This is a genomic window from Colwellia asteriadis, assembly GCF_039523295.1.
GTDB lineage: Bacteria > Pseudomonadota > Gammaproteobacteria > Enterobacterales > Alteromonadaceae > Colwellia > Colwellia asteriadis.
This window is the reverse complement of the sequence record NZ_BAAAFA010000002.1, coordinates 158,560-184,114: the sequence shown is the minus strand read 5'-3', so window position 1 is coordinate 184,114 and position 25,555 is coordinate 158,560. Positions and strand designations below refer to the sequence as shown.

The 25,555-nt window shown below is 38.3% G+C and carries 25 protein-coding genes; 12 read left to right on the top strand and 13 right to left on the bottom strand.

Going from position 1 to position 25,555, the window contains the following annotated elements:
* Positions 1 to 170: 170 nt before the first annotated feature.
* On the top strand, positions 171 to 746 hold the full coding sequence (locus ABD005_RS03990; protein ID WP_252738999.1) for a TVP38/TMEM64 family protein: 576 nt from the start codon (positions 171 to 173) through the stop codon (positions 744 to 746).
* Here ABD005_RS03990 and ABD005_RS03985 read toward each other — a convergent pair.
* A complete protein-coding gene (locus ABD005_RS03985; RefSeq protein ID WP_215981204.1) occupies positions 730 to 1,203 on the bottom strand; it encodes an NYN domain-containing protein in 474 nt (157 codons plus the stop codon). The genes ABD005_RS03990 and ABD005_RS03985 overlap by 17 nt on opposite strands.
* 146 nt (positions 1,204 to 1,349) lie before the next feature.
* Here ABD005_RS03985 and plsB point away from each other — a divergent pair, with 146 nt between their 5' ends.
* A complete protein-coding gene (gene plsB / locus ABD005_RS03980) occupies positions 1,350 to 3,785 on the top strand; it encodes a glycerol-3-phosphate 1-O-acyltransferase PlsB (protein WP_343815221.1) in 2,436 nt (811 codons plus the stop codon).
* A 117-nt stretch (positions 3,786 to 3,902) separates the two neighbouring features.
* A complete protein-coding gene (locus tag ABD005_RS03975; protein WP_343815219.1) occupies positions 3,903 to 4,775 on the top strand; it encodes a hypothetical protein in 873 nt (290 codons plus the stop codon).
* Between the two features lie 85 nt (positions 4,776 to 4,860).
* On the opposite strand, the gene ABD005_RS03970 is transcribed toward ABD005_RS03975, so the two are convergent.
* The 3 genes from ABD005_RS03970 to ABD005_RS03960 all read right to left on the bottom strand — a co-directional run bounded on the left by ABD005_RS03970 (position 4,861) and on the right by ABD005_RS03960 (position 7,840).
* Positions 4,861 to 6,141 carry a TRAP transporter large permease gene (locus ABD005_RS03970; RefSeq protein ID WP_215981207.1) on the bottom strand — a complete coding sequence of 427 codons (1,281 nt, stop codon included), beginning with the start codon at positions 6,139 to 6,141 and terminating at the stop codon, positions 4,861 to 4,863.
* Between the two features lie 2 nt (positions 6,142 to 6,143).
* Positions 6,144 to 6,662, bottom strand: coding sequence for a TRAP transporter small permease subunit (locus ABD005_RS03965; RefSeq protein WP_343815217.1), 519 nt, complete (start codon positions 6,660 to 6,662; stop codon positions 6,144 to 6,146).
* An 86-nt stretch (positions 6,663 to 6,748) separates the two neighbouring features.
* Complete coding sequence (locus ABD005_RS03960; protein WP_215981209.1) at positions 6,749 to 7,840, bottom strand: TRAP transporter substrate-binding protein; 1,092 nt, start codon at positions 7,838 to 7,840, stop codon at positions 6,749 to 6,751.
* Positions 7,841 to 8,062: 222 nt separating this feature from the next.
* Between ABD005_RS03960 and ABD005_RS03955 the strand changes: the two genes are divergently transcribed.
* The 4 genes from ABD005_RS03955 to ABD005_RS03940 all read left to right on the top strand — a co-directional run bounded on the left by ABD005_RS03955 (position 8,063) and on the right by ABD005_RS03940 (position 13,317).
* Positions 8,063 to 9,490 (top strand): cache domain-containing protein, encoded by a 1,428-nt coding sequence (locus tag ABD005_RS03955; RefSeq protein ID WP_215981210.1) that lies wholly within the window; start codon positions 8,063 to 8,065, stop codon positions 9,488 to 9,490.
* Between the two features lie 12 nt (positions 9,491 to 9,502).
* Positions 9,503 to 10,174: a response regulator transcription factor gene (locus ABD005_RS03950; RefSeq protein ID WP_215981211.1), complete on the top strand. Its 672-nt coding sequence runs from the start codon at positions 9,503 to 9,505 to the stop codon at positions 10,172 to 10,174.
* A gap of 119 nt (positions 10,175 to 10,293) precedes the next feature.
* On the top strand, positions 10,294 to 11,466 hold the full coding sequence (locus ABD005_RS03945) for an FIST signal transduction protein (RefSeq protein WP_343815214.1): 1,173 nt from the start codon (positions 10,294 to 10,296) through the stop codon (positions 11,464 to 11,466).
* A gap of 12 nt (positions 11,467 to 11,478) precedes the next feature.
* Complete coding sequence (locus tag ABD005_RS03940; RefSeq protein ID WP_343815212.1) at positions 11,479 to 13,317, top strand: putative bifunctional diguanylate cyclase/phosphodiesterase; 1,839 nt, start codon at positions 11,479 to 11,481, stop codon at positions 13,315 to 13,317.
* Between the two features lie 30 nt (positions 13,318 to 13,347).
* Here the strand turns inward: ABD005_RS03940 and ubiA are convergent, their stop codons facing one another.
* Both ubiA and ABD005_RS03930 read right to left on the bottom strand, forming a co-directional pair.
* Positions 13,348 to 14,211 (bottom strand): 4-hydroxybenzoate octaprenyltransferase, encoded by an 864-nt coding sequence (ubiA, locus tag ABD005_RS03935; protein WP_215981214.1) that lies wholly within the window; start codon positions 14,209 to 14,211, stop codon positions 13,348 to 13,350.
* Positions 14,201 to 14,803: a chorismate--pyruvate lyase family protein gene (locus ABD005_RS03930; RefSeq protein ID WP_343815209.1), complete on the bottom strand. Its 603-nt coding sequence runs from the start codon at positions 14,801 to 14,803 to the stop codon at positions 14,201 to 14,203. The genes ubiA and ABD005_RS03930 overlap by 11 nt, the downstream gene beginning before the upstream one ends.
* A gap of 178 nt (positions 14,804 to 14,981) precedes the next feature.
* On the opposite strand from ABD005_RS03930, the gene ABD005_RS03925 reads away from it, so the two are divergent.
* Positions 14,982 to 15,368, top strand: coding sequence for a flagellar basal body-associated protein FliL (locus ABD005_RS03925; RefSeq protein WP_215981216.1), 387 nt, complete (start codon positions 14,982 to 14,984; stop codon positions 15,366 to 15,368).
* 80 nt (positions 15,369 to 15,448) lie between these two features.
* Here the strand turns inward: ABD005_RS03925 and glpG are convergent, their stop codons facing one another.
* The 5 genes from glpG to ABD005_RS03900 form a co-directional block, all read right to left on the bottom strand.
* Complete coding sequence (gene glpG / locus ABD005_RS03920; protein ID WP_215981217.1) at positions 15,449 to 16,345, bottom strand: rhomboid family intramembrane serine protease GlpG; 897 nt, start codon at positions 16,343 to 16,345, stop codon at positions 15,449 to 15,451.
* Complete coding sequence (gene glpE / locus ABD005_RS03915; protein ID WP_289847632.1) at positions 16,345 to 16,677, bottom strand: thiosulfate sulfurtransferase GlpE; 333 nt, start codon at positions 16,675 to 16,677, stop codon at positions 16,345 to 16,347. The genes glpG and glpE overlap by 1 nt, the downstream gene beginning before the upstream one ends.
* Positions 16,678 to 16,759: 82 nt before the next feature.
* Positions 16,760 to 17,785, bottom strand: coding sequence for an L-threonine 3-dehydrogenase (tdh, locus tag ABD005_RS03910; protein ID WP_215981218.1), 1,026 nt, complete (start codon positions 17,783 to 17,785; stop codon positions 16,760 to 16,762).
* A 103-nt stretch (positions 17,786 to 17,888) separates the two neighbouring features.
* A complete protein-coding gene (locus tag ABD005_RS03905) occupies positions 17,889 to 19,082 on the bottom strand; it encodes a glycine C-acetyltransferase (protein WP_343815204.1) in 1,194 nt (397 codons plus the stop codon).
* A 230-nt stretch (positions 19,083 to 19,312) separates the two neighbouring features.
* Positions 19,313 to 20,092, bottom strand: coding sequence for an alpha/beta hydrolase (locus ABD005_RS03900; protein ID WP_343815201.1), 780 nt, complete (start codon positions 20,090 to 20,092; stop codon positions 19,313 to 19,315).
* A 179-nt stretch (positions 20,093 to 20,271) separates the two neighbouring features.
* Between ABD005_RS03900 and waaA the strand changes: the two genes are divergently transcribed.
* The 3 genes from waaA to ABD005_RS03885 all read left to right on the top strand — a co-directional run bounded on the left by waaA (position 20,272) and on the right by ABD005_RS03885 (position 23,381).
* Positions 20,272 to 21,573, top strand: coding sequence for a lipid IV(A) 3-deoxy-D-manno-octulosonic acid transferase (gene waaA / locus ABD005_RS03895; protein ID WP_343815197.1), 1,302 nt, complete (start codon positions 20,272 to 20,274; stop codon positions 21,571 to 21,573).
* Between the two features lie 216 nt (positions 21,574 to 21,789).
* Positions 21,790 to 22,434 (top strand): PEP-CTERM sorting domain-containing protein, encoded by a 645-nt coding sequence (locus ABD005_RS03890; protein ID WP_215981222.1) that lies wholly within the window; start codon positions 21,790 to 21,792, stop codon positions 22,432 to 22,434.
* 200 nt (positions 22,435 to 22,634) lie between these two features.
* Positions 22,635 to 23,381 (top strand): 3-deoxy-D-manno-octulosonic acid kinase, encoded by a 747-nt coding sequence (locus tag ABD005_RS03885; RefSeq protein WP_215981223.1) that lies wholly within the window; start codon positions 22,635 to 22,637, stop codon positions 23,379 to 23,381.
* Positions 23,382 to 23,397: 16 nt separating this feature from the next.
* On the opposite strand, the gene pyrE is transcribed toward ABD005_RS03885, so the two are convergent.
* Both pyrE and rph read right to left on the bottom strand, forming a co-directional pair.
* Positions 23,398 to 24,051, bottom strand: a complete 654-nt coding sequence (pyrE, locus tag ABD005_RS03880; protein ID WP_343815192.1) for an orotate phosphoribosyltransferase — start codon at positions 24,049 to 24,051, stop codon at positions 23,398 to 23,400.
* 35 nt (positions 24,052 to 24,086) lie between these two features.
* Positions 24,087 to 24,800 (bottom strand): ribonuclease PH, encoded by a 714-nt coding sequence (gene rph / locus ABD005_RS03875; protein ID WP_215981225.1) that lies wholly within the window; start codon positions 24,798 to 24,800, stop codon positions 24,087 to 24,089.
* Between the two features lie 185 nt (positions 24,801 to 24,985).
* On the opposite strand from rph, the gene ABD005_RS03870 reads away from it, so the two are divergent.
* Positions 24,986 to 25,549: a thioredoxin family protein gene (locus tag ABD005_RS03870; protein WP_343815190.1), complete on the top strand. Its 564-nt coding sequence runs from the start codon at positions 24,986 to 24,988 to the stop codon at positions 25,547 to 25,549.
* Positions 25,550 to 25,555 lie beyond the last annotated feature (6 nt).

Below are 25,555 nucleotides of genomic sequence, written 5' to 3'. Positions count from 1 at the left end.
ATTTAATGGCTCCTACACCACCAATACCAAGCTCCTCAACTGTGGTTTCATCAAAAAAAGTTGTTTTCATTACTAGTACTCTTATTTGCCTGTTGCTGGTACTAGGAGGCTGGTATTTATTTTCCCAATCTTTTTTCAACACCATATCAATACGTCAATGGACTATTGATATGGTTAATATTGTACAGTTTACACAAAGCGAACCACACAGCATTATCAACACATTACTGCTATTTGGCTTTTTAGCGTTAGCAACCAGTTGTGCTTTACCAAGGCAAATAGCCGCCTTAGTCGCAGGCATTAATTTAGGGGCGGTAATGGGCGCCATTGTTGCAACATTAGCGGTAACGGTAGGATGCTGGCTAACTTTCAGTGTATCTCGTTATTTATTGGCTGCACGGGTTCGCGCGAGATACCCAGATAAAATTAACAGCTTATCGGATTTTATTGCTGAAAAAACCTTTCTCAAGGTTATTGTTATTCGGTTACTGCCTATTGGCAGTAACTTTCTCACTAATATTGTTGCTGGAGTTAGTAAGGTATCAATGAAGGCTTATGTCAGTGGTTCATTAGTTGGCTTTATTCCACAAATGGTCATTTTTTCATTAGCCGGTAGCGGTATTCGATTGGGCGCAAAAACAGAGTTAATAGCGAGCGGCGTACTATTTGTCATTGCCCTACTTTTAACAGCCTACTTAGTAAAGGTACGCAAAAAAAATAGTAAAAACGCTACATCAGTAAACTAGCATCAATTTTATGATAAACGTCACAGGCATTAATCAATGATTGTGCAGTCAATTTTTCTACGCCGTAAACTTGCGTAGTTACTGAAAATTTTTCTTTTACTTTTTTCAATAGTAAATCAAAGTCGCCATCTCCCGACAACAAAACCACCATATCAACATCTGCTGCAGCTTCCATTATATCGATGGTAATTCCCACGTCCCAATCCCCTTTAGCTGAGCCATCACGACGTTGAATATAAGGTTTGAGCTTAACCTCAAAACCAATATGTTTAAGGGCTTTTTGAAATTTATGTTGTTGGTCATCGCTACGCTGAATTGCATACGCATTCGCGATAACAATATCGCCTTGTGCTGCTAACTCTTGCCATAATAAGCGATAGTTAAATTGCTGAGAAAAGGTATCTCGCGTGGTGTAATATATATTTTGCACATCAACAAAAACCGCTATTTTTTTCACATCAATTTCCTATAAACCCTATGAAAGTCCATCATAGAGAATATTGGCGTGACGCGCTATTTCTTTGACCTCAAACCAAGACTATTTTTATAAACAATGTTAAACTTCGCCTTTTGGTGCACTAATATTTATTGAAAGTATCGATTATGCAGGCTTTACGCTCACTTTGTTATTTCTTATTAAAACTGCCGTTATTGGTCTTAGTTCGTTGCAAAATAGTAACGGATAGCCGACTACCTAACTGTGAAAAGAATCATCCTATTTTTTATATTATTCGCCACCAATCCGCGAGTGATTTATTAGCGCTACAAAACGCATGTAAAAAGCAAGGTTTACCTGATCCGCTTGAACAAATTACTATTGAAAACGTTAAGTACAATCGCGTACTGTGTTTAGATAAACCAACACCAATATTCTCATGGCGAAAAGCAAGTAAAACCAAAGCAATTGAGCAAGGTTTAGCGCTATTAACCTTGCACACCCAACGTGAAGATCTTGATGCACAATTAATTCCTGCCAATGTTATTTGGGGACGCGCGCCCACTAAAGAAAAAAACAATGCTAACGTGGGTACTTTACTAACCGACCAAGAATCTCCAAGTTGGTTAAGAAAATTCTTTATTGTATTGTTCTCAGGTCGCGATACCTTAGTACGTTTTAGTGAAGCACTATCGTTTAGAGATATTTCAGACAACCACGGCACTGATGAAGTAGCCGCGCATAAATTATTACGCGTGGCACGCTTTCACTTCCATCGTCAAACGATTGCAGCCAAAGGGCCGCGATTAATGCATCGTCAGCAAATGTTTAATGCATTAATGGCTAATCCATCGATAAAACGTATGATTAGCGATGAAGCCAAAAGTAAAAAAATTAGCGAAGAAAAAGTAAAAAAACAAGCCCTTGCCATGATGGACGAAATTGCCGGTGACTACAGCGTTTCGTGGGTGCGCTTAGGTGAACGCATCCTTCATTGGCTATGGGGTCGCTTATATAGCGACATTAAAGTTAACAACGCTCAGGTCTTGCGTAAACTAGCGCAAGACGGACAAGAAATAATTTATGTGCCGTGTCATCGCAGCCATATGGATTATTTATTATTATCCTACGTCATTCTACAAGAAGGCTTAGTGATGCCACGTATTGCCGCTGGCATTAATTTAAACTTTTGGCCTGCCGGTAGCATTTTTAGAAAAGGCGGCGCGTTTTTTATTCGCCGCAGTTTCGGCGGCAACCGTTTGTACTCAACTATTTTCCGTGAATATTTAAGCCTGTTATTTGAGCGTGGTTATTCTGTTAAATATTACACCGAAGGTGGTCGTAGCCGTACAGGTAAAGTGCTACCACCAAAAACGGGCATGTTAGCCATGACCATTCAAAGCTTACTACGTGGCATTGACCGCCCGCTGACTTTAGTACCGGTATATTTAGGTTACGAACACGTTATGGAAGTAGGCACTTATCACAAAGAGCTAAACGGCAGTGAGAAAAAAGGCGAGTCGATTTCAGGTGTATTCAAAGCAATTAAAAGCTTACGTAACTACGGTAACGGTTACGTAAATTTTGGCGAGCCAATCAATGTTAATGACTTTTTAAATAAAAAAGTTCCTGACTGGAAAGATGCCATCGACCCTATTGAGCCACAAAAACCAAACTGGTTAACGCCAACGGTTAACACACTTGCCGACAACGTTATGGTTAATATTAATAAGAGTGTTGCTCTTAATGGTGTAGCAATTATTGCGCTTATTTTACATGCCACTAAAAACAAGGCGTTATCAAAAGTTGAGCTAGAAAAGCAGATTGATTTCTTTTTGGCTATTCAAAAGCAAGCTCCTTTTAGTGAGCAAATAACCATTCCTCAAGAAAACGGTCAGCAACTTTTAGCTCACGTTATTTCACTCAATAAAGTCACAGTAACCGAGGACAGCTTCGGTACTATTATTTCATTAGATGACATTGCTTGTTTGGAGATGCGTTACTATCGCAATAATATTCTTCATGCCTATATTTTACCGTCGGTTGTCTTTAGATTATTAGAGCGCCACAATAAAATCGCGGAAACCGAGCTAATCAGTAAAGCGCAAAGCATTGTTTGTTTGCTTAAAGAAGAGCTGTTTTTATATCAAAATCACGAAACATTAACTAAACAAATTAAGCAAGTGCTGACTGTATTGCAAAACATGGATATTGCACAGGTTAGTAAAGCCGATTATTGGTCATTAACTGACAATACCGCTTTATTAGGCAATGTACGTTTAATGGGCGAGTGTATCGATGAAAGCTTACAGCGTTTAGCGATTATTGCTCTGCTAAGCTGTAGACTTGCTCCGCTAAGCAAACGCGACTTAGAAGAAAAAGTGGTTGCTATAGCAAAACGTTTATCGGTATTAAACAATATCAATGCCCCTGAATTCATCGATAAGAAGGCGCAAGCCACTTTAATCGCTAGCATGCGTGAGCAAGGCTATATTACCTTAAATGACGATGGCCTGCTTATCACCACTAGTGAGATGGAAGAAGTTAAAAACACCATCATCAACTTAGTTGATATTGAAGTATTACAAAGTATTGCGCGTTAATTTAACGTTAGTAAATAAGACAAAATAACCAATTTCAGTAGATAAGGGGAACCTAACTAGGTTTAGCTTGTCTACTGATTTACTTAATTTTTTCTTATATTATAAGTGTTGGTTATTTTGTTAAATAAGGTGTTAAACGGACGTTATACTGCGGTTGTTATTTCTGCGATTTTACACCTAATTATTTTAGCTGCGCTGATCTATTTCAGTCATACTGAAAAAACCTTCCCCGCGATAAAAGCAACCAAACCTGCCATCAAAAGCTATATTTATCGTCCGAGTAAAGCAAAGCCAATACCTGAAAAAATCGCGCCTGAGATAAATAAAGCTCAAGTAACTGACATAACTGATACAACTAAAATTGAAACTAAAACTGAAAAAAAGTCAGAGTCGATCGCCAGCACAAATACAAGCATAAAAAAAGCAACAGCTACCAAGCCTAAAATAGCGCCCGAAGTGTTACAGCAATTGTTAGCAGAAGCACCACCTCAAGAACAACAAGTAACAGAACCAGTACCAGAGCCAGTACCGGATAAAGTACTGGAGCAAGCACAGCGACAAAATCCAGCACCAGAACTACCACCAAGACCTGCTTTACCCGAGACAACACGCCCCAATAAACCACGTTTATCGGCAACCGAGCAGCTCACACGCTTAAGAAGCGCTATTAATAGCAAGGCGGCAAATCAGCTATATAAAGAGCATACGCAAGCACGCTCTGCCTCTGCAATGGACGGCGAACAAATACCAGTCCCCCATTCAGTGAAACAGTTAACCCGTGATGAAAAGTATCAGCAAAGTACCATGCGTACTGGTCACCATGCTATTACTAAAAATGATAATGGTACGTGTACTATTCATCGCGAACAAATGCTTGGTAGCTCAGTAGAAGCAACAACCTCTCATTTTTCCTGCGGCGAGAGTAAGTTTGATAAGAATTTTCGCGAGCACATGAAAAAAGTAAACGCTAAAATAAAACCGATCAGATAGGTTACATTCAGATGAGGTATGTTCTGTTAGGACTTTGACAGATAAAACTAAGCGACTCACTAACACTTTAGTGAGTCGCTTTTTCTTACGAGAATATCAGCTGCTCTGGGAACAAGATAACTAAAAGTAATACGGCTATTTGCATTAAAATAAACGGAATAACCCCTTTATAAATCGTCGTAGTGCGTAGTGATTTCGGCGCTACGCCTTTTAAGTAGAATAGACTAAAGCCAAACGGTGGCGTCAGAAACGATGTCTGTAAATTCATAGAAATCAAAATAGCAAACCACACCAAATTAATATCAAGCGCTATCGCAACGGGTAATAATATTGGCACGACGAGAAAGGCAATCTCAATAAAGTCGATAAAGAAGCCTAAAATCAAAATAGCTAGCATCGCTAAAATAATAAAGGTCCATTTACCGCCAGGTAATTCCATAAAGAAGTCTTCTACAATGTACTCACTACCAGAATAGCTAAACACCATAGAAAAAGCAGTAGCACCAATTAATACCGCAAATACCATTGAAGTCACTTTAACGGTTTCTTTTGACACTTCGTGCATTTTTCCAAAAGAAAAACTGCCGTAGAAAATAGACAAAACTACCGCGCCTACCGCGCCTATTGCCGATGATTCGGTTGGCGTGGCAATACCACTAAAAATAGAGCCTAGCACCGCTAAAATAAGAATTAATGGCGGCACAATATCCTTAAGTGCTTGCACTAATAATTCACGCTTGTTTTCGGTCACGGTAATCGGCGGCACAAATTCAGGTTTTATTTTGCCCAAAATTAAAATGTACACCACATAAGCGACAACAAGCATCATGCCTGGGATAATCGCGGCGCGGAATAGGTCACCAACAGGTACGCCCATAACATCGCCTAAAATAATTAAAATAATAGACGGCGGAATAATTTGCCCTAACGTACCAGAGGCGCATATCACCCCTGTTGCCGTAGGTTGGTGATAATTATTTTTAAGCATCACCGGTAATGAAATTACTCCCATTGCCACTACACTAGCACCAACAACACCGGTAGACGCTGCCAGTAAAGCGCCAACAACAATTGTTGAAATAGCAACACCGCCAGCAATGCTGCCAAAGAGTTTGGCCGCTGACTCTAATAAACGCTCAGCTAAACCCGTTTTTTGCAGCACAATCCCCATAAATATAAACATAGGCACTGCCATTAAAATGGTGTTTTCCATAATACTCATAATGCGGTACGGCATAAAAGCAAATAAATCGGCACCTAAAACAAACACGCCAACAATTAAAGAAACACCGGCAAAGGTAAAGGCAACTGAGTAGCCTAAAAATAAACAAACCAGAGCAATAGCAAAAAGTACAATACCTGTCATGATTACTGCTCCTCAGTTGGTTTTTTAGCGGCTATCAGTACTTGTATTTGACTTAGTACCACATGAAAAATAGCGAGCATTAAAAATACCGATGAAAGAGGAATAACACTACGTACTATCCAGCGATGCGGTAAACCACCAGGGTCACCACTGCCCTCACCCATTTCATAGGCATCGAAAGTGTAATCCCAGCTGTAATAAAGAATTAATAAAGTAATAGGTAAAGCGAGAAATAACGAACCAAAAATATTAATAAACGCTTTGTTGCGCGCTTGCATATTATCGTAAAAAATATCGACTCTAACATGAGCATCTTCTTTTAAGGTATAGGCAATACCAAACATAAACATCGCAGCAAACAAGTGCCACTCGAGCTCTTGCATGGCAATACTGACATCATTGAAAAAGTAGCGCATTACCACATCATAGAAAACATTAAGAATCATCAACACCATTAACAAACTACAAAAGTTTCCTAAGGCATCAAGAATTTTCCCGACTATTTTTAACATTGTATTCATTTTATTCTCAGTACAAATAAGCTTAATAAAAAGCTGTTAGTGTATGAATTAACTAACAGCTTTTTTAAGTTTAATAGCAATTAACGCTATTTATTTTCGTCAAAATTATCAAGGTAGGCACGATCAGACAAGTTAGTCCATGCACGAACTTGACCTTTATAATCGTTTAATGATTTTAAGATTTCTGCAGTCATTGAATCTTTAGCAGCAAATTCAGTTAATAACTCATCGTTTGCTTTAACAATGCTATTCATAACTTCTTTCGGGAATGAACGCATTTGTACATTAGGGTAGTCTTTTTTCAAAGACGCTAAGTTTTCACCACTGGCATGCATTGATTGCACATACATGTCATAAGCCGCAGTTTTCATAGCTACGGTTAAAATAGCTTGTAAGTCTTTTGGTAACTCATTGTATGCTTTTTCGTTAACCATAAATTGCAGCTCAGTTGCTGGCTCATGCCAACCTGTGTAGTAGTATGGCGCAATTTTATGGAAGCCCATACGTAAATCTAACGAAGGTCCAACCCACTCTAAAGCATCAATAGTATTGCGCTCTAAAGCTGTATATAACTCGCCTGAAGGAATGTTCGTTGGCTTAGCACCAAGCTTAGCTAATACTTCGCCAGCAAAACCTGGGATACGCATTTTTAAGCCTTTGAAGTCTTCTACGCTATTGATTTCTTTTTTAAACCATCCGCCCATTTGGTTACCTGTATTACCACCTGGGAACGATAAAATACCGTATTGATCGTAAACTTTTTTCATTAACTCCATGCCACCGCCATGGTAAAACCACGCATATTGCTCAGGTGCGGTCATACCAAAAGGTACTGTGGTGAAAAACATGGTATTGAAGTTTTTACCTTTCCAATAATAAGAAGCTGAATGGCCCATTTGGTATTGACCACTTTTCACAAAATCAAAAATGCCCAGTGGCGACTTATGTTTGTTTGATGAATCAATACGAATATCTAAACGGCCATTTGACATTTCTTTGGCCATTTTAGCCATATTCTTCGAAGCTTCACCGAAAATAGGAAAATTTGGCCCCCAAGTTTCTGCTAACTTCCAACGGTATTTCTTACCATCATCAGCTAACGCCACTGACGTTAAACCCAGCGATGATAAGCCAAGCGACACAACCAGCGCGGCTTTTACAAAAATTGATTTTTTCATACCTTCCTTCCTATCATTGTAATATTGAATTGTTATTGTCGTTATTTTTATAATTTTTTAGTGCTTAACTATAGTAAGTAATCTGACTAAAAATACTATTAGTAATAACACCTACGACCAAAGTCTTAGCCGCTAAGTACCGATAAGCTAAAGTAATACTAGTGCTTTTATTGAAAGTTTGTAATTATTTACCGCTGTATTAATAACTGTTGGAAAATGATTATGCTTTTACCACTACGCTTATTTTATATTGCGGTGTTACAAGTTATATTGACCTCCATTGTTATTTACTTTTTTGTTACCAGTGAGTACCGCACGCTTTCCAATCAAAACCTCAAAACCCTTGAAAACTTCCTTATTCAACAAAAACAGCAAGAGCTTAAAAACTACACCGCCTTAGTGAGTTCGGCTATTCACCATATGCACCCAATAGCCGATGCAACCAATGAGCAAAAAAAAGCCGATGTTAAAAAGCTTATTGATAAGTTGTTATACAACGGTGATGACGGTTATTTTTTTGCTTATGATCAACACGGGGTTAATATTGCTCATCCTAAGGAGCCGCACCGCATCGGTGAAAACTGGTGGCATATAGAAAGCGAACAAGGCGACAAAATAATTCAACAACTCATCAGTAACGCCAAAGCGGGCGGTGACTTTCTACATTACCCCTGGATGAGACCATCAAGCCAAACCGTTGCCGACAAAATGAGTTATTCAACCTATTTAGACTCATGGCAATGGATGTTAGGCACAGGTATTTATCTTGATGATATGAACCAACAGCTCGCCACCTTGCAGCAAAAAATTGATTTACACATTAATAAAACAAAACAAATTATTTTGTTAGTGGCTTTAAGTGCCATTTTCATTATTTTCATCTTTGGCCTAGGCATCAATCTTAGCCATAAGAAAAAAGCCGATAAAAAAATTACCGAGCTTGGTCAAAAAATTATTAATTTACGCGAAGAGCAACATCGCCATGTTTCGCGTGAGCTTCATGACGGTATTGTGCAAATTTTGGTTTCCATAAAATATTCAATAGAAGCCACTGGCATATTCTTAAGCCAACAGCAGCAGAGTAAGCCCAAACCTTTACAAGATGCTGAAAAAAACCTTGCTGTTGCCATTCAAGAAGTACGGCGCATTTCTCACCATTTACACCCGAGGATTTTAGACGAGCTTGGCTTATCTGCCGCCATCATGTCATTAGGAAAAGAGTTCTCAAAACAAACTGGCATTAATGTTGAAATAACTAAGCCTAAACTCAGTAAACTATTACCAGACGATATTAATACCAGTCTATATCGTGTGGTGCAGGAGTCGCTGATCAATATCGAAAAACACGCAAACGCCACTAAAGTCACTATCGACTTATCAATAGAAAATAAATGGTTAACGTTAGTTATTGCCGATAACGGACAAGGGTTTAATACTAGTACTCCCCAACAGGCTTTTGGTATTGGTTTACGCAACCTAACCGAACGTATTGAATACCACTGTGGCCAACTCACCATTAGTTCATCCAAGTTAGGGACTATTATTACAGCCAATATTCCAACACACGTTTTTGCTTTTTATTTTAATGCCAATAGACAATCATCTAACAAACCTGAGCCGCCCATAACTAAAAATAACACGCATGAATAGGAGCCTAACAAGATGGAAAACTCTGAACTGAGCACTAATAACACCGCCAGTGAGTACATAACCTCGGTATTATTAGTTGATGATCACCCAATGGTGCAAGATGGCTTAACTGCTTGTCTGTCTTATTATCATGACATTAATATTATTGGGTCAACTCAAGACGGTAAAGATGCGTTAACACAAGCTTTAACACTAAAACCTGATGTTATTTTAATGGACATTAGCATGCCCGACATGAACGGTATTGATGCCACCGAAATTATTACCGAGCAACTCAAAAATACACGCGTACTTATTTTTAGTATGCATGACAGCATAGAGTTTGTGAGTAGCGCCATGCAAGCAGGTGCGTCGGGTTATATTCTAAAAGACACTGGCTCTGCAGAAGTATACGCTGCGATAAAAGCGGTAGCCTCAGGGGAAAAATATTTCAGCCCCTCAATTGCTCAAGCCTTAATAGATAGTCCACTCGGTGATGAAAAAGAAAAGCTTACTACGCGAGAGCAAGTTATTTTAGCCTATACAGCGCAAGGGTACGCCTGTAAAACCATTGCAAAAATGCTCAATATTAGCTTTCGCACCGTTGAAGCTCACCGACGCAATATTAAGGCAAAACTCAATGTAGATAGCTTAGCAGAGCTAATTCGCTATGCGGTAAATCATGGACTGGTTGATAGTGAGTAGTTTTTATAACTAATTGGCATATAAGAAAAAACTGGTTTTATTTACATTTATTAGGCATTATCAATATTGCATATTTATTACACCGTTTAGGCTTGTAAATAACAAGGAGGGTTAACAACATGGCTACTACATTATTCTGTTGGCATACCACTAGCCCTTTACTAACAGAGCTGGAACAAGGTATAGCATTAGCTAAGCAAAGCCCTGCAAAAAGTCTGTTAATATTAAGCTGCAACCAAAACAATTACACTCCCGCACAACTCGACCCTATTTTAACCCAACTCGACTTACCTGTATGCGGCGGTATTTATCCACTAATTATCCATCAAAAAAATGTTCTAGAGCAAGGTTCACTAATCATCGGGTTTAATGAGCACATTAACATTGCCAATTTCACTCACTTAAGCGCCATTAAAACAGAAAAAGCACTAGAGGCTTATTTAAGCGACCCCCAATACGCTATTACTATTGCCGAAAGCAGTTTACTGATGTTTTATGATAGCCTGGTTAATGGTGTAGAGAACTTTTTAGATACATTGTTTGAACTGCTCGATCATGATATTTCTATCGCAGGAGGTGGTGCTGGTAATTTAGATTTCATTCAAAAACCTTGTATTTACAGCAACCAAGGCTTACTTAGTGACACCATTCAATTAGCCGCTTTACCTTACGATTTAAGCATCGGTATAGCCCATGGTTGGGAAACCTTTAAAGGGCCTTTTTTAGTGTCAGAGGCGCAAGGACAAACGGTGCACAGTTTAAACTACCTGCCTGCCTTTGAGACTTACAAGAACATTATTGAAAGTGAAAGCGACTATTGTTTTGATACAGATGACTTTTTCGAGATAGCAAAGCACTTCCCTCTAGGCATCGAAGATATTAACCATAACTTAATCGTACGTGATCCCATTTTAGCGATTAATAACCAACTACAATGCTTAGGTAATGTTCCTGTAAATAGTATGGTTTATTTACTCAAGAGCAATATCGACACCTTAATAGACTCAGCGAAACAGGCGGCAATCACCTCTCTTACACCTAATAGAAACACAATAACAACATCAATAAATGACCTAATTCAATACAAGCATGAGTTTTCAGCTACTATGGTATTTGACTGCATTAGTCGCGATTTATATATGCAAGAAGACTTTTCAAGGGAAATTGCTGTTATCGCTCAACAATGCCAACACAGTACTTTGTTTGGGGTGTTATCCTTAGGTGAAATAGCAAAGAATAAAAGCGGCGCCATTCGGCTACTCAATAAATCAACAGTAATCATTTCATGGTAATTTAATAACAGTATGATGAACAACAACGCATTATTTATTATTTCATTACAACACGAGCTTGCTATGGCCATTGGCAATAAACTTGATCTAAATGCCATGTTAAAGGTATTTTTAAAAGTTTGCTTTAGCCGTTTAAACTTAACCAGTGCGCATGTTTACATGTATACCGATAAAAACGGTACTCCCAAGTCATTTTCAGCCGAAGAAGATAATAGCTTTAATCACTTGCTCAGCATTCCTAAAAATAAGCGTAATCAACCATGGCAAAATAATACAATATTACAAGATTTTGCACTGCAAGTAGAACAGACAAAACTCAAGCAAATGTTTACTTGTCAAAACGGTCAGCACCTTTATGGCTTTATTATTCCTAAACATGGCGTGCTTATTTTTGAAACACATTACCAAGTTGAAACAACAGTACTAAAAGCATTAACGCCTATTTTAAAAAAGCTAGCCACTAGCTGTTATACCTCTATTGTGCACGATACTTTAGTACAAGAGGTTTATTCTCGACAACTTGCTGAAGAAACTGTAATTTTTCAAGCACAGCATGATGGTTTAACCGGTTTATATAACCGACAACACTTTAATAATTTACTAGCGAACTCTATTGATAATGCTATAAAAGATAACCAGCTTGGTGCTGTTGTTTTTATCGATTTAAACCGCTTTAAACCTATTAATGATGCCTTAGGGCATGCCGTTGGTGATAAAATATTAGTCACCCTAGCTAACAGATTGCATACTATTGCTAATCAAAATATTGACATTGCACGCTTTGGTGGTGATGAGTTCACGTTATTAATTAATCAGTTAAGATCTCAAAAAAGTCAGGAATATCAACTCGAAATTAGTGAAATAATTCAAAGTATCAATCAAGCATTAGCCTCCGCTTTTATAGTTGATGGCAATGCTTATAAGTTAAGTTGCAGTATTGGCTATGCACTATTCCCATTACAAAGTGATATGTCGACCAGTATTATTAAATATGCCGATATTGCGATGTATGAAGCTAAGCGCGCTAAAACAACTCTTGGATTGCAATATCACACTGCAATGTCGGATAAAATCAATAAACGCTTGGCTTATATTGAAGACATGAAAGCCAGTTTAGTCGCTGGCGATTTCAGACTGCACTACCAAGCGCAATATAACCATTCAGGACAAATCACGGGAGCTGAGGCGTTACTACGCTGGCAACATCCCGTGCATGGTATGGAATCACCTGCGGTTTATATTCCCATTGCTGAAGAAAGTAACCTAATTATTGCTATTGGACAATGGGTTTTAGAGCAAGCGTGCCGTGATATTAAACAATTAGAAACATTGGGGCTACCTAGTAGCTTTAAGCGCGTATTTATTAATATTAGTGCAAAGCAACTTATTCAGGCTGACTTTCAAGACAAAATGTTAGCGGCAATTGAGCAACAAAAGATTAATGCTCAGCACATTGCCTTAGAGCTTACTGAGAACTTATTGGTAGAAGATATTGAAAAGTCGATAACCTTAATTAATGCTTTAAAAGCACAATCGGTTGATTGCGCTATTGATGATTTTGGTACAGGTTATTCTTCGCTTAACTACCTAAAAAAAATCCCTGCTAGCGTGTTAAAAATAGATCGCTCGTTTGTCACCAATATTAATCAATCAAGCGAAAGTGCTGCCATTGCCAGTATGATTATCAGCCTTGGTAAAACCTTGAATATGAAAGTATTGGCTGAAGGCGTTGAAACCTTAGAAGAATTAAGTTGTTTGAAAACCTTGGGTTGTTATCACTACCAAGGCTTTTATTTTAGTAAGCCATTGCCTTTAGAAAGCTTTATCGAGCTACTTAATTCAAGTGAATAAAAGCTTATTATAGTGCCACAACACTACGAGCTATAAATATTCAATCATAATACCGATAAACACCACCATGCCCACCCAATGGTTATGTAAAAAGGCATTAAAGCAAGCTTCTCGCTCTCGATTACTAATAAGGATTTGTTGATAAGTAAACATTGCACCAGCAATAACAATACTTAATTGATAAGGCCAACCAAAGGCAAGAATATCACCAACAGTCCACAGCAAAGCCAGTACTAATAACTGTAAAAAACCAATAATGCGCTTATCATTATCAGCAAACAAAATAGCGGTTGATTTAACCCCTATCTTTAAGTCATCATCTCGATCAACCATGGCATATATAGTGTCATAAGCTACGGTCCATAATAAATTGGCAATAAATAACAACCAAGCAACTAACGGCACTTCACCCTGCGCTTCAGAAAACGCCATAATCATACCCCAACTAAACGCAGCACCAAGTACCACCTGCGGTAATTGAGTGTAGCGTTTCATAAAGGGATAAAGTGATGCAAGTGCCAATGCCACTGCCGATAAGTAAATAGTTGGCCAACTCAAAGTAAGCACTAAACCCAGCGCCATACCTATTAATATGCCAAATAAATTAATGGCGGTATTAGTGGTCATCATTCCTGACACTAAAGGCCTGTTTTGGGTGCGTTCAACTTTACCGTCTATTTTTCTGTCCGCTATATCATTAATCACACAGCCGGCACTACGCATGATAAAAACGCCAAGCGTAAAAACGAGTAATAAATGAAAATTCGGCCAGCCATCACTAGCTATCCACAATGCCCAATATGTTGGCCATAAGAGTAAATAAGTGCCAATAGGCTTGTCCATACGCGTGATTAATTTAATAGCTTGCCAATTTTGGTTTAACTTACTCAGCATGATTTATTCCTGCATTAACACTCAAAGGCGTTTGTTGATAAGCGAATGCTTGCGGTAAAAACACTTCAGCAACTACGAGTGGTTTATCGCCTAACATAAACGTAGAGCGGCGCCCCCATAAGGGCTGCCCTACCGCTAATTGTAAATACTGTGAAAGCTGCCCGACGCTTGACTGCTTATCAAATGAAGCTATATGAATTTTTTTTCGTGTTAATAACGGGCTACTAAACAATACTTGCCCTAACGATTGAGTACCTAAGTTAGCTAAGTGTTGCTCTTCACCTGTTAAACTCGATAACGGTAATAAGCTGCGCGCAAACACTTGTGGTACTTGGTCACAATGCAAAAGCACTTCTCTTACGAGTACTTGCTCTCCTGCACAAATTTCAGCAGTAGCTTCAGCAGCACTGCATGCCTCAACTTTTTGTCCCAAAAGCTCAACACTAAAATGAGTACAGTGCTTCTTTAACCTTGCAGTAAGCGACGCAGAATCGAGTAACCAGTCTAATAAAGAATGAGTTAACTGACTGCGGCTAGGATCATGCCAATGGCTAGCTAATGTAACAGGAAATAATGGGTGTGGCTGGCTCATAAAATTTAATAGTAACGAAAAACGCGCTTATAATAACACTGTTTGTTGCAGAACTCATTGACCTAAAGAGCATCAATAAAAATTTTGCCTTTTTTATAAAATAAACAAGCAAAACATTAAAATAAGGTTATCATAAGGAATAATCTTCTCACTTTAAACTGACGGTAAGTTTGTCTTTATGCTTAAATATTTCTTCACTTTATTATTGTTATCCATTTCACTATTTTCAGCTTCTGCTCACGCTTCTAAATATGCCTATTATGGTTTCGAGCCTGATATAGTTACCAATTATGTGGCAGTAAAGAAGAAAATGGGCTTTGTGCGTTTAACTGTTGAGCTAATGGTTGAAGGTGATAACTTGTCTATTGTTGAACATCATGCGCCACTGTTACGCGATGCTATTATTAACATTATCGGTCAACAAGGCGAGGCTAGAATCAAGTCAATGAAAGGTCGTGCTGAAATTCAATTAATGTGCGAAGAAGAGGTTAAAGATTTACTCACCAAAGAAACAGGAAAGCCTTTAATCAAAAAATTACTCTTTACCCAATGGTTAGATAACTAAACACAACTTAAGCTTAGAACAAAAACACGGCTAATAGTTATGCCGTGTTTTATTGATTATATTGATTAAGTATCCTAACTTTACTTATCTTTTTTTAGTACTTTCACAGTAAATACCGCTAAAAAACAGCCTGATAACAAACCAAGTAAATGCGCGGTATTAGCAACATTTACAGGGAGTAAATCAACAAACCCCAATATTAACCAAAAAAGTAAAAACCCTACAATAGGTTTAGATAACGATAAGCCTTTCTCGGGTGCTAAATAACCATACCACCAAACAAAACCCACTAGCGCATAAACAACCCCAGATAAACCACCAAAGTTCGGACCTGACACTAAATATTGCCCTAAATTCGAAACTATCGCCGACAGTAGCAACAAATTAATTAAAGTGCCTTTGCCTAAGGTTTTCTCAATACTGCCACCTAATTGCCACCACCACATAGTATTGAAAACAATATGTAATAATGAAAAATGGAAAAATGCTGGCCCTAGCACTCGTAACGGTTGCGCTATAAAAGCATCGATTGATAGCTGTGGATAAAACTGCAATGCCTTAAATAAACTTTGCGCCCAGGTTGGACTAACACTACTAGCAATAAAAACCGCCCAACATATGGCAAAAACGCTTAACGTCACCATACCCGCATGAGCTAAAAAGCTTTGTTTAAAAGTATCAAGCAAGGACGCTTCACCATTACGTACGCTAACAACTTCACCACTTTGCCAAGCCGCTTGTTGGTATTTTTGCGCATAAGGCTGTTTAATAAATTGTTCAAATTCATGCTGTGCTTGCGCCAGCTTTGCTTGCTCACAATAAATAATAAAACCGCTATCGGCTTCAACAACTTTTGCAATAATATCCAGCGACGTTAAATAATTAGCAAATAAAAGCGCAATATTATGGGCTTTAACCTCAACTAACGAAACTAGCGCTGATGCTTCATCAACAGGATGATTTAACGGCTCACTCATTAGCGCTCAATGTTTTCAGGGTATAGTGCTTGCCATTGCTCAAAACCGCCATCTAAAGAATAAACCTCGGTAAAGTCTTGGCTAATTAAAAACTGAGCGGCTTGTTGACTTGAAATACCATGATAACAGCACACAACAACAGGCATATCAAAGTCAGCGGTTCTTAAAAACTCAGGTAACGACTCATTAGTTAAATGGATTGCAGATTCAATACGACCATTTTTAAAAGAGGTAGCATCACGAATATCAACAACAACATGGGTTTTATTTGCCAAGACCTCATGCAATTCATTTACATTCATATGTTGAAAAACTTCTTCATTGCTTGCCAAAATAGTTACCTCTTTCTTTGTTATATTTGCAATAAGACCCGAGTCATTTAAAAACTACGGGCCTGATCGTTACACGCTTTGATTAGGTCCAGTCTAAAATAACTTTACCTGACTGACCAGAGCGCATTACATCAAAACCTTGTTGAAAGTCATCTACATTATAATGATGCGTAATAATCGGTGATAAATCTAAACCTGATTGAATTAAGCTGGCCATTTTATACCAAGTCTCGAACATTTCTCGACCGTAAATACCTTTAATGGTTAACCCTTTAAAGATAACTTGGCTCCAATCAATCGCCATATCACTACCAGGAATACCTAACATGGCAATTTTACCGCCATTATTCATATTTTCTAACATACCGGTAAATGCCGAAGGTACACCTGACATTTCCATACCAACATCAAAACCTTCCGTCATCCCTAAATCATTCATCACATCTTTAAGGTTTTCTTTACTTACATCAACAGCGCGTGTTGCACCCATTTTACGTGCTAGCTCTAAACGATATTCGTTAACGTCAGTAATAACAACATGGCGTGCGCCAACATGCTTAGCAACCGCTGCCGCCATAATACCTATAGGGCCAGCACCGGTAATTAAAACATCTTCGCCCACTAAATCAAAAGACAATGCCGTATGTACAGCGTTACCAAACGGGTCAAAAATAGCCGCTAAATCATCTGAAATTTCATCAGGTAATTTAAAAGCATTATAAGCAGGGATCACCAAGTATTCAGCGAAGGAGCCAGGGCGATTAACACCAACACCAACAGTATTACGACATAAATGCGTACGACCACCACGACAGTTACGGCAATGACCACAAGTAATATGACCCTCACCCGAAACTCGGTCACCAAGACTAAAACCTTTTACTTCTTGGCCAATACCAACCACTTCGCCTGCATATTCATGACCAACCACCATAGGTACTGGAATAGTTTTTTGCGACCATTCATCCCAATTATAAATATGAATATCGGTACCACAAATAGCGGTTTTTTTAATTTTAATTAATAAATCATTATGGCCTACTTCAGGTTTTTCAGAGGTGGTTAACCAAATACCCGGTTCTGCTTTTAATTTTGCTAAAGATTTCATTATTGCTCTCTTTCTAACTACCAATATCGGCATAGCTAAGTTGTATAGCCCAATTTATATTTTTCATGTAAGTGGGCTATACAAGTGACTATGTCATTAATTATTAAATAATACCCATTTCTTTACCAATACGAGTGAACGCATCAATAGCAGTATCTAGCTGAGCTTTACTGTGCGCTGCAGAGATTTGCGTACGAATACGGGCTTGGCCTTTCGGTACAACAGGAAATGAGAAGCCGATAACATAAATACCTTCGGCAAGTAATTTGTTAGCCATATCACTGGCTACTTTAGCGTCGCCTAACATAACAGGAACAATTGCATGATCAGCCCCTGCACAAGTAAAGCCAGCAGCTTCCATATTATTGCGGAAATAAGCAGCGTTATCTTTTAAGGTTTTACGTAAATCATCACCGTCTGCTAATAGTTCAAGTACTTTTAATGAAGCATTAACAATGGCTGGTGCCAGTGAGTTAGAAAATAAATAGGGACGTGAACGTTGACGTAACCATTCAACCACTTCTTTTTTACCAGAAGTGTAACCACCCGAAGCGCCACCCATAGCTTTACCTAAGGTGCCAGTGATAATGTCAACGCGCCCCATTACTTCACAATATTCATGGCTACCACGACCTTGTTCACCAACAAAACCAACCGCGTGTGAGTCATCAACCATAACCATAGCATTGTATTTTTCAGCTAAGTCACAAACACCCTTCAAATTAGCAATAACGCCGTCCATTGAAAAAACACCGTCAGTAGCAATTAACTTAAAACGCGCGCCAGCAGCCTCTGCTTCAATTAAGCACTGCTCTAATGCTGCCATATCATTATTTGCATAACGAAAACGTTTTGCTTTACATAAACGTACGCCATCAATAATAGAAGCGTGATTTAACGCATCACTAATAATCGCATCTTCACCCGTTAATAAGGTTTCAAATAAACCCGCATTCGCGTCAAAACATGATGAATACAAAATAGTATCTTCCATGCCTAGAAACTCACTAATTCCTTGCTCTAATGACTTATGAATATCTTGTGTACCACAAATAAAGCGTACTGATGCCATACCAAAACCATGCTCATCTAAGCCTGTTTTTGCTGCAGCAATTAACGCAGGATGGTTTGCTAAGCCTAAGTAGTTGTTCGCACAAAAGTTAACAACTTGCTCACCGCTAGCCACGGCTATATTGGCTTGCTGAGCAGTGGTAATAACACGCTCCGCTTTATATAAACCATCGGCTTTTACTTGATTAATTTGATCTTGAATATGATGATAGAAATTTGCTGACATGTTTTCGCCTCAACAGGTAATTGAATATTTAGCTTATCTAAGCGCTGATTACGTTTTGGTTTTTACCAAATAATAGTGTTAACTGTAGCCAGCTTTAGCGTTTTTGCTATTGTACGACAATCATCAATCAAATGCGCCATAAGCCGAATGATATTTTGTAAAATTTTAACTGAGTGTCACAAAAGCTTTACTGTTGCTCTATTGTTGTTTTAAATACCCCAAACCACTGTTTATGACAAATTAAATTTTAACCACTCAACAATATCTATTACTAATCTTCTGTTGCTTTTGAGAAGCTGACTATTGTTTTTATCTACTTTAAATATTTGAATTTTAGATTTTTTATCTCCATTCCAATTAAATAATTCTTGAGCAACGCTAAGACTAGCTAATTGATGCCCCGAGCTAATAAAGTAACTAGGAGCGTCAAGTAAGGTTTTATAACGTTCTTTATCGCTATATGACATTTCAGGGTTTAATAATACCCAAGCTTTAACATGATATTTTTGTGCCAACTCAAGCGTATAGCCACTAGAGCAGCCACTAGCAAAAACCGCAATGCCTTTGCTCTTATCTAACTCTTTACGCAAATAGTGATAAGCTGCTATAACATCTTCAGGCCAATATGACGTTAATAGAGCCAAGTCACTCTGATAGCTCACTAAATCTTTAGCCTGTTTTTTTAATTCTTGCTCAGAAAAGCCATTATCAGTGCTATCACCGTAACCTCTAAAGTCTAATGACAACACATGTAAACCGCTATTAGCTAGATTTTGTGCCAGCTCCTGATAGTTTTTACGACTCTCTTTGCAGTCATGCAAAATCAACACACCACCCATGTGTTGAGCGGCTTCTTTTTGAGGGAAATGAAGGTAATCTGCCGCCAATAAAAACCGTCTGTCGACATCGGCTTTAAACTTAACCATATGGCTTGGCAGTGCTTTTTCATCTGCCTCAATATCAGCTAGCGCCATAGAGGTAAATGGGCAACATAGTAACAATAGCGCCATGAATTTGCGTTTGTATCGATAGCAATAAGATAAAACCTGAAACAGCTCGCACGAATTAGGTTTAGGGTGAAAGGAATGTGAAAACGATGATATTAATTTTATGAGCATAACTGACTAACACTTATATTTAGTTGATTGCTTGCGTATAATCTACCGACTAACTCACTATAGAGCAATTTATGTTTGCCTTGCTATTTTACCGTATACTTTTATTAAGCTTGTTACCTATAGTGCTGATTGCCTTACTTTTACGCTCTAAAAATAACAAGCAATATCGGCAGCGCATATCAGAGCGCTTAGGGTTTATTTCTAACTCAATCAAACCTGACGGCATTGTTGTGCATGCAGCCAGTGTCGGTGAAGTACTTGCCCTTAAACCTTTCATTAATGAGCTATTAACTAACTACCCTGCACTAGCGATTACGGTTACCACGTTTACGCCTACTGGCTCTGCGCAAGTTAAAAAACTTTTTGGTAATTCTGTTCAGCATTGTTATTTGCCGCTTGATATATTTCCATGTACTTGGTTATTTTTACAGCGAGTCAAACCTCAATTAGTCATTTTTATGGAAACTGAGTTATGGCCTAACTTAATCGCCCAGTGCCATCACAAAAAAATAAAACTACTACTGATTAATGGTCGCCTATCGAAAAAATCATTACACAGCTACAGTAAATTAAAAGCGCTAATCACTCCATGTTTACAGCGTTTTGATACTATATTGACGCAAAGTCAGCAAAATTTAGCACATTTTATACAATTAGGTGCTCGATCTGAGCAATGCCTAAATAGTGGTAATGTAAAATTTGATATCAGTATTAATGATGAGTTAGCGCAAAAGCAAACTGAGCTAGCACAATATATCTCTAACCACCGTAAAACATGGATAGTCGCCAGTACTCATCAGGGCGATGAAAAGTTAGCACTACTTGCCTTTACTAAAATTCTAGCTCATTTTCCACAATTGCTATTAGTACTCGTACCTCGTCACCCTGAGCGCTTTCAATCTGTTGCTGAGCAATGTCAAAAGCAAGGTTTCAGCACAATAAAACGCAGCGATAAAAAGGTTATTAACGATGAAAATATCTGGTTACTCGATAGTTTAGGCGAATTAATGGCAACTTTTGCCTTAGGTGACATTATTACTATGGGAGGGAGTTTCAGCGGTAGTATTGGCGGGCATAATCCATTGGAGCCGGCACTTTTTAAAAAGCCTATTATTGTCGGTAATGACATGAGTAACTTTGCCGAAGTAATGCAGCAAATGCAGCATGAAAACGGCATAGTGCAACTAAAAACACCAGCGACCACCACAAGTATTGATGAACAAGCCGATGAACTCGCGAATAGTGTTATCAAATTACTCTCGGCGCCTGAGCAACAGCATATTTTAGGGCAACATGCCTATAACGTAGTACTTGCCAACCAAGGTGCAACCCAAACAACACTTCAGCAAGTACAAAGCCTCCTAAACCAATAAACGAATACCTAGCTGGTTAACCTCTGTCATATAATTTTACATTATGTAAAACTATTAATAACCACCCAATAATTCCAACACTAACATGCTGTTTTACCTGTTGTAATAACTCATGGCACGAACAGTGCTTAGATCAAACTGTGCTTTAATTATATTGGCACAAGAACACCACGTTAAGACGTACTAATTACTTTTAGGTTTAACAGGACACTCTTTATGAAATTATTTACTAGTCTAGCACTTGTACTAGCACTTATTCTAAGCACTACAACGCACGTTAATGCGACTACAATCAAGCTTAATAACAATATTGCCTTAGGCGCATTGAACCTTGATCAAGGTTTTACTGACTTTTATGGTTATGGTAGCAACATTCGTTACTCTTCAAACACAGGTTATGAAGCAAACAACGCACTAGTTATGTTTTTTGCAGAATACAACAATAACTTAGCCTTATTTGTATTAGCCGATAGCGCAAATAGTACTGGTAAAGGTAAAGCTAAATTCAGTGTAAATAACTTAAATGACTTCGGTAACATTATTTTTAAAGATGATACTAGCGATACTAATATTACTAATGGCATTAAGTGGGCTTGGGCATCAAAGCGTAACGACGGCTTAGTTTTTCAATTAAATGATCCTAATAATTTCAATTTAGATATTGCTATTACTAACACGCAAGGCTTAGGCCAGGGCTTTAAATTTTTATCATTTGATGCAAGCAACCAAGTGACTAGCCACAACTTTACTCAAGCAAACAGTTTAGGTGAGTTTAATATTGCCACGATTCCTGAGCCAACAACTATTGCTGTATTAGCACTGGCTTTATTTGCTTTAGCCGCTTCACGACGCAAAGCATAAGATGCTATAGGCTTTGCTAAATACCTAGTTTAAAAAGTTAAAAACATCTCGAAAGATCAACAGCCCCTAAAGACTCAAGTAAAAGCTTGGGTCTTTTTTTGTTTCTTCCTCAATAAAAAAATAAGAATTTATTGACCCTCAAGCTAATCCCCTCGACAATAACATTTATTGTTAACCACCTAGCGATACAACAACTTTTAATGACAACAAGCCAAGATAAAACCTTCGTACTTGATAATGATCACTGTCTTTATAATTGTGATGAAATATCGCATTTCAGCCCTGAAATGCTCAATGCTGAATACTGGCAACTGCGTAATGCTATTACTGGTTCAGCACAGGGTCGCGGCACTACTTGGTTTATTGGCGTAAAACATCGCAACAAACCTACCCAGCATTGGGTGCTTCGCCATTATTATCGTGGTGGTCTCATTGGTAAAGTCATTAACGATACGTATTTATTTACGGGTATGAAAAACACTCGCGCCGCCAAAGAATACGCACTACTACAGCATATGAGTAGTTTAAGCTTGCCCGCGCCAAAGGCCGTTGCTTATCGCGTAACTCGTTATGGTATTTTTTATAAAGCCGACTTACTTTCTAGCAGAATTACTCAAGCAACCGATCTGGTTGATATATTAAGTAAAGGCTCAATTACTGATGCGCTGTGGCAAAATATCGGCGCAACAATTAAACGTTTTCATGACCAAGGCATTTATCATCACGACTTAAATAGTCACAATATTTTGATTAATGATGAAAATGAAGTGTTCTTAATTGATTTTGATCGCGGTGAAGTTCGCACTGATAACGCGAGCGATGTTCGCTGGAAACAAGACAATATGGCAAGATTAGAGCGCTCCTTTTTAAAAGAGCAGAAAAAATTAAGCCAGTTTCATTTTACAAATGAAAACTGGCTTAACTTACTAACTGGCTACAATAAATAGCCATTAGCTTTTGATATTAAATACCAAAGTCTTCGCGATACTTATTAATACTCACTAAGTTAGCAGCAAGTTCAGGTTGGGTTGCTACTTGCTCTTCAAGATAAGTAACAACGTCTGCAAGCGTTACAATAGCAACCACTTGCGTACCAAAATCACGCTCAACTTCTTGAATAGCAGATAACTCGCCATGACCTTTTTCTTGGCGATCCAGCGCAATAAGAACACCTGATAATTCAGCACCTTGCGCTTTAATGATTTCCATTGACTCACGAATAGCCGTACCCGCAGTAATTACGTCGTCTACTAACATAATTTTACCGGTTAGCTCTGCGCCCACTAATGAACCGCCTTCACCGTGTGTTTTTGCTTCTTTACGGTTAAAGCAATAAGGCACATCAACATTATGGTGATCGTACAACGCAACTGCGGTTGTCGTTGCAATAGGAATACCTTTATAGGCAGGCCCAAACACTAAATCGTAGTCAATGTTAGCATCAACTAATGCTGCGGCATAAAAACGACCTAAACGCGCTAAGTCACCACCGGTTTTAAATAAACCTGCATTGAAAAAGTATGGACTCGTTCGGCCAGACTTTAAGGTAAATTCGCCAAAACGTAATACTTGTTTGGCTAACGCAAATTCAATAAAGTCACGTTGGTAATCTTTCATGTCGATATTTTCCTAATCTATTGAATAAATTAAATTTAAATTAGAGCTTCTTTCTGAATTTCGAATAACTCATTAATGCTATTTTTTGCTAATGCTAACATTGCTTGTAATTCATCAAAGCTGAACGGCTCTTCTTCGGCCGTACCTTGTACTTCAATTAACTTGCCGGTATCTGTCATAATGACGTTCATGTCAGTTTCAGCGTTCGAGTCTTCAGCATAGTCTAAATCTGATACTGGCTCACCTTGATAAACACCAACCGATACTGCAGCAATCATATGTTTAAGTGGATTGGTTTTAATAATATCTTTCGCGCGCATGTAGTTAAGAGCATCAACTAAAGCAACACAAGCACCTGTAATAGATGCAGTACGTGTACCACCGTCAGCCTGAATTACATCACAATCAACCGAAATAGTATTTTCGCCTAACGCTTTTAAGTCTACCGCTGCACGTAAAGCACGGGCGATTAAACGTGAAATTTCTAAAGTACGGCCGCTTTGTTTACCACTAGCCGCTTCACGACGCATACGCGTATGTGTTGAACGAGGTAACATACCGTATTCAGCCGTTACCCAACCTTTACCCTGACCTTTTAAGAAACGTGGTACACCTTCTTCAACTGAAGCAGTACAAATAACCTTAGTATCGCCAAACTCAATTAATACTGAGCCTTCTGCGTGTGCAGTAAATTGGCGAGTAATTGTAACGGGGCGAATTTGCCCTAATGTTCTGCCGCTTGGACGCATGATGTATTCCTTCTAAAAACGTAAGTAGATTAATTATCGGCATTATACCCGAGTATGCTTGAATTGCGAGTTCGCTTATTGTCATACTCCATATAAAACGATGTACACTGATAAAAATCATTTGAAATATAGTACAAGTCACTAGGGTCTTATTAACTAACCGTAAAAAAGATAACGAGAACATAATGAAATCCACCCTATTTAGCATACTACTTAGCCTGAGTATAAGCGGCTTATTCGCACTAAGCATGATAGGTATTGCGTGTGCTAAAAGCCCAGCAATAACGGTTTACTCTGCCAATAACTTACCAAGCTACAGTAAAGTTTATGATGATACTCGCGATCCTTTTAAAGATGCGACTGACGCACTGGCATTAGCTAAAACAAGTAATCGCCAAGTATTAATAGAGGTTGGCGGAAACTGGTGCAGTTGGTGTCACAAAATGGATGCTTTTTTAGAGGAAAATCCCGATATTTATCAAGCCTTGCATAGCCAATATGTGTTGTTAAAAATTAATGTTAGCGACAGTAATGAAAATGAAGCGTTTATGTCATCATTACCACCTGTACTGGGTTATCCTCATATGTATGTATCAACCTCCACGGGTAAAATGTTGTTGTCAAAAGATACTGCTGAATTGTTAGTTGATGGTAATTATTCACGAGAACAATGGCTTACTTTCTTACATAAGTGGTCTAATTCATTTGCGCCAAAGTATATTCAAACATCACATAAATTACGCATTTAAACATTA

Bases quoted from the DNA above. Each gene is read 5' to 3' on its own strand.
- ABD005_RS03955 (WP_215981210.1), top strand. From the start codon at position 8,063: ATGCTTTTACCACTACGCTTATTTTATATTGCGGTGTTACAAGTTATA.
- ABD005_RS03990 (WP_252738999.1), top strand. From the start codon at position 171: ATGGTTAATATTGTACAGTTTACACAAAGCGAACCACACAGCATTATC.
- ABD005_RS03970 (WP_215981207.1), bottom strand. From the start codon at position 6,141: ATGACAGGTATTGTACTTTTTGCTATTGCTCTGGTTTGTTTATTTTTA.
- ubiA (WP_215981214.1), bottom strand. From the start codon at position 14,211: ATGCTGAGTAAGTTAAACCAAAATTGGCAAGCTATTAAATTAATCACG.
- ABD005_RS03965 (WP_343815217.1), bottom strand. From the start codon at position 6,662: ATGAATACAATGTTAAAAATAGTCGGGAAAATTCTTGATGCCTTAGGA.
- plsB (WP_343815221.1), top strand. From the start codon at position 1,350: ATGCAGGCTTTACGCTCACTTTGTTATTTCTTATTAAAACTGCCGTTA.
- ABD005_RS03870 (WP_343815190.1), top strand. From the start codon at position 24,986: ATGAAATCCACCCTATTTAGCATACTACTTAGCCTGAGTATAAGCGGC.
- pyrE (WP_343815192.1), bottom strand. From the start codon at position 24,051: ATGAAAGATTACCAACGTGACTTTATTGAATTTGCGTTAGCCAAACAA.
- tdh (WP_215981218.1), bottom strand. From the start codon at position 17,785: ATGAAATCTTTAGCAAAATTAAAAGCAGAACCGGGTATTTGGTTAACC.
- rph (WP_215981225.1), bottom strand. From the start codon at position 24,800: ATGCGTCCAAGCGGCAGAACATTAGGGCAAATTCGCCCCGTTACAATT.
- ABD005_RS03900 (WP_343815201.1), bottom strand. From the start codon at position 20,092: ATGGCGCTATTGTTACTATGTTGCCCATTTACCTCTATGGCGCTAGCT.
- ABD005_RS03960 (WP_215981209.1), bottom strand. From the start codon at position 7,840: ATGAAAAAATCAATTTTTGTAAAAGCCGCGCTGGTTGTGTCGCTTGGC.
- glpG (WP_215981217.1), bottom strand. From the start codon at position 16,345: ATGAGTGAGCCGTTAAATCATCCTGTTGATGAAGCATCAGCGCTAGTT.
- ABD005_RS03885 (WP_215981223.1), top strand. From the start codon at position 22,635: ATGACAACAAGCCAAGATAAAACCTTCGTACTTGATAATGATCACTGT.
- ABD005_RS03945 (WP_343815214.1), top strand. From the start codon at position 10,294: ATGGCTACTACATTATTCTGTTGGCATACCACTAGCCCTTTACTAACA.
- ABD005_RS03940 (WP_343815212.1), top strand. From the start codon at position 11,479: ATGATGAACAACAACGCATTATTTATTATTTCATTACAACACGAGCTT.
- ABD005_RS03950 (WP_215981211.1), top strand. From the start codon at position 9,503: ATGGAAAACTCTGAACTGAGCACTAATAACACCGCCAGTGAGTACATA.
- waaA (WP_343815197.1), top strand. From the start codon at position 20,272: ATGTTTGCCTTGCTATTTTACCGTATACTTTTATTAAGCTTGTTACCT.
- ABD005_RS03890 (WP_215981222.1), top strand. From the start codon at position 21,790: ATGAAATTATTTACTAGTCTAGCACTTGTACTAGCACTTATTCTAAGC.
- ABD005_RS03930 (WP_343815209.1), bottom strand. From the start codon at position 14,803: ATGAGCCAGCCACACCCATTATTTCCTGTTACATTAGCTAGCCATTGG.
- ABD005_RS03905 (WP_343815204.1), bottom strand. From the start codon at position 19,082: ATGTCAGCAAATTTCTATCATCATATTCAAGATCAAATTAATCAAGTA.
- ABD005_RS03925 (WP_215981216.1), top strand. From the start codon at position 14,982: ATGCTTAAATATTTCTTCACTTTATTATTGTTATCCATTTCACTATTT.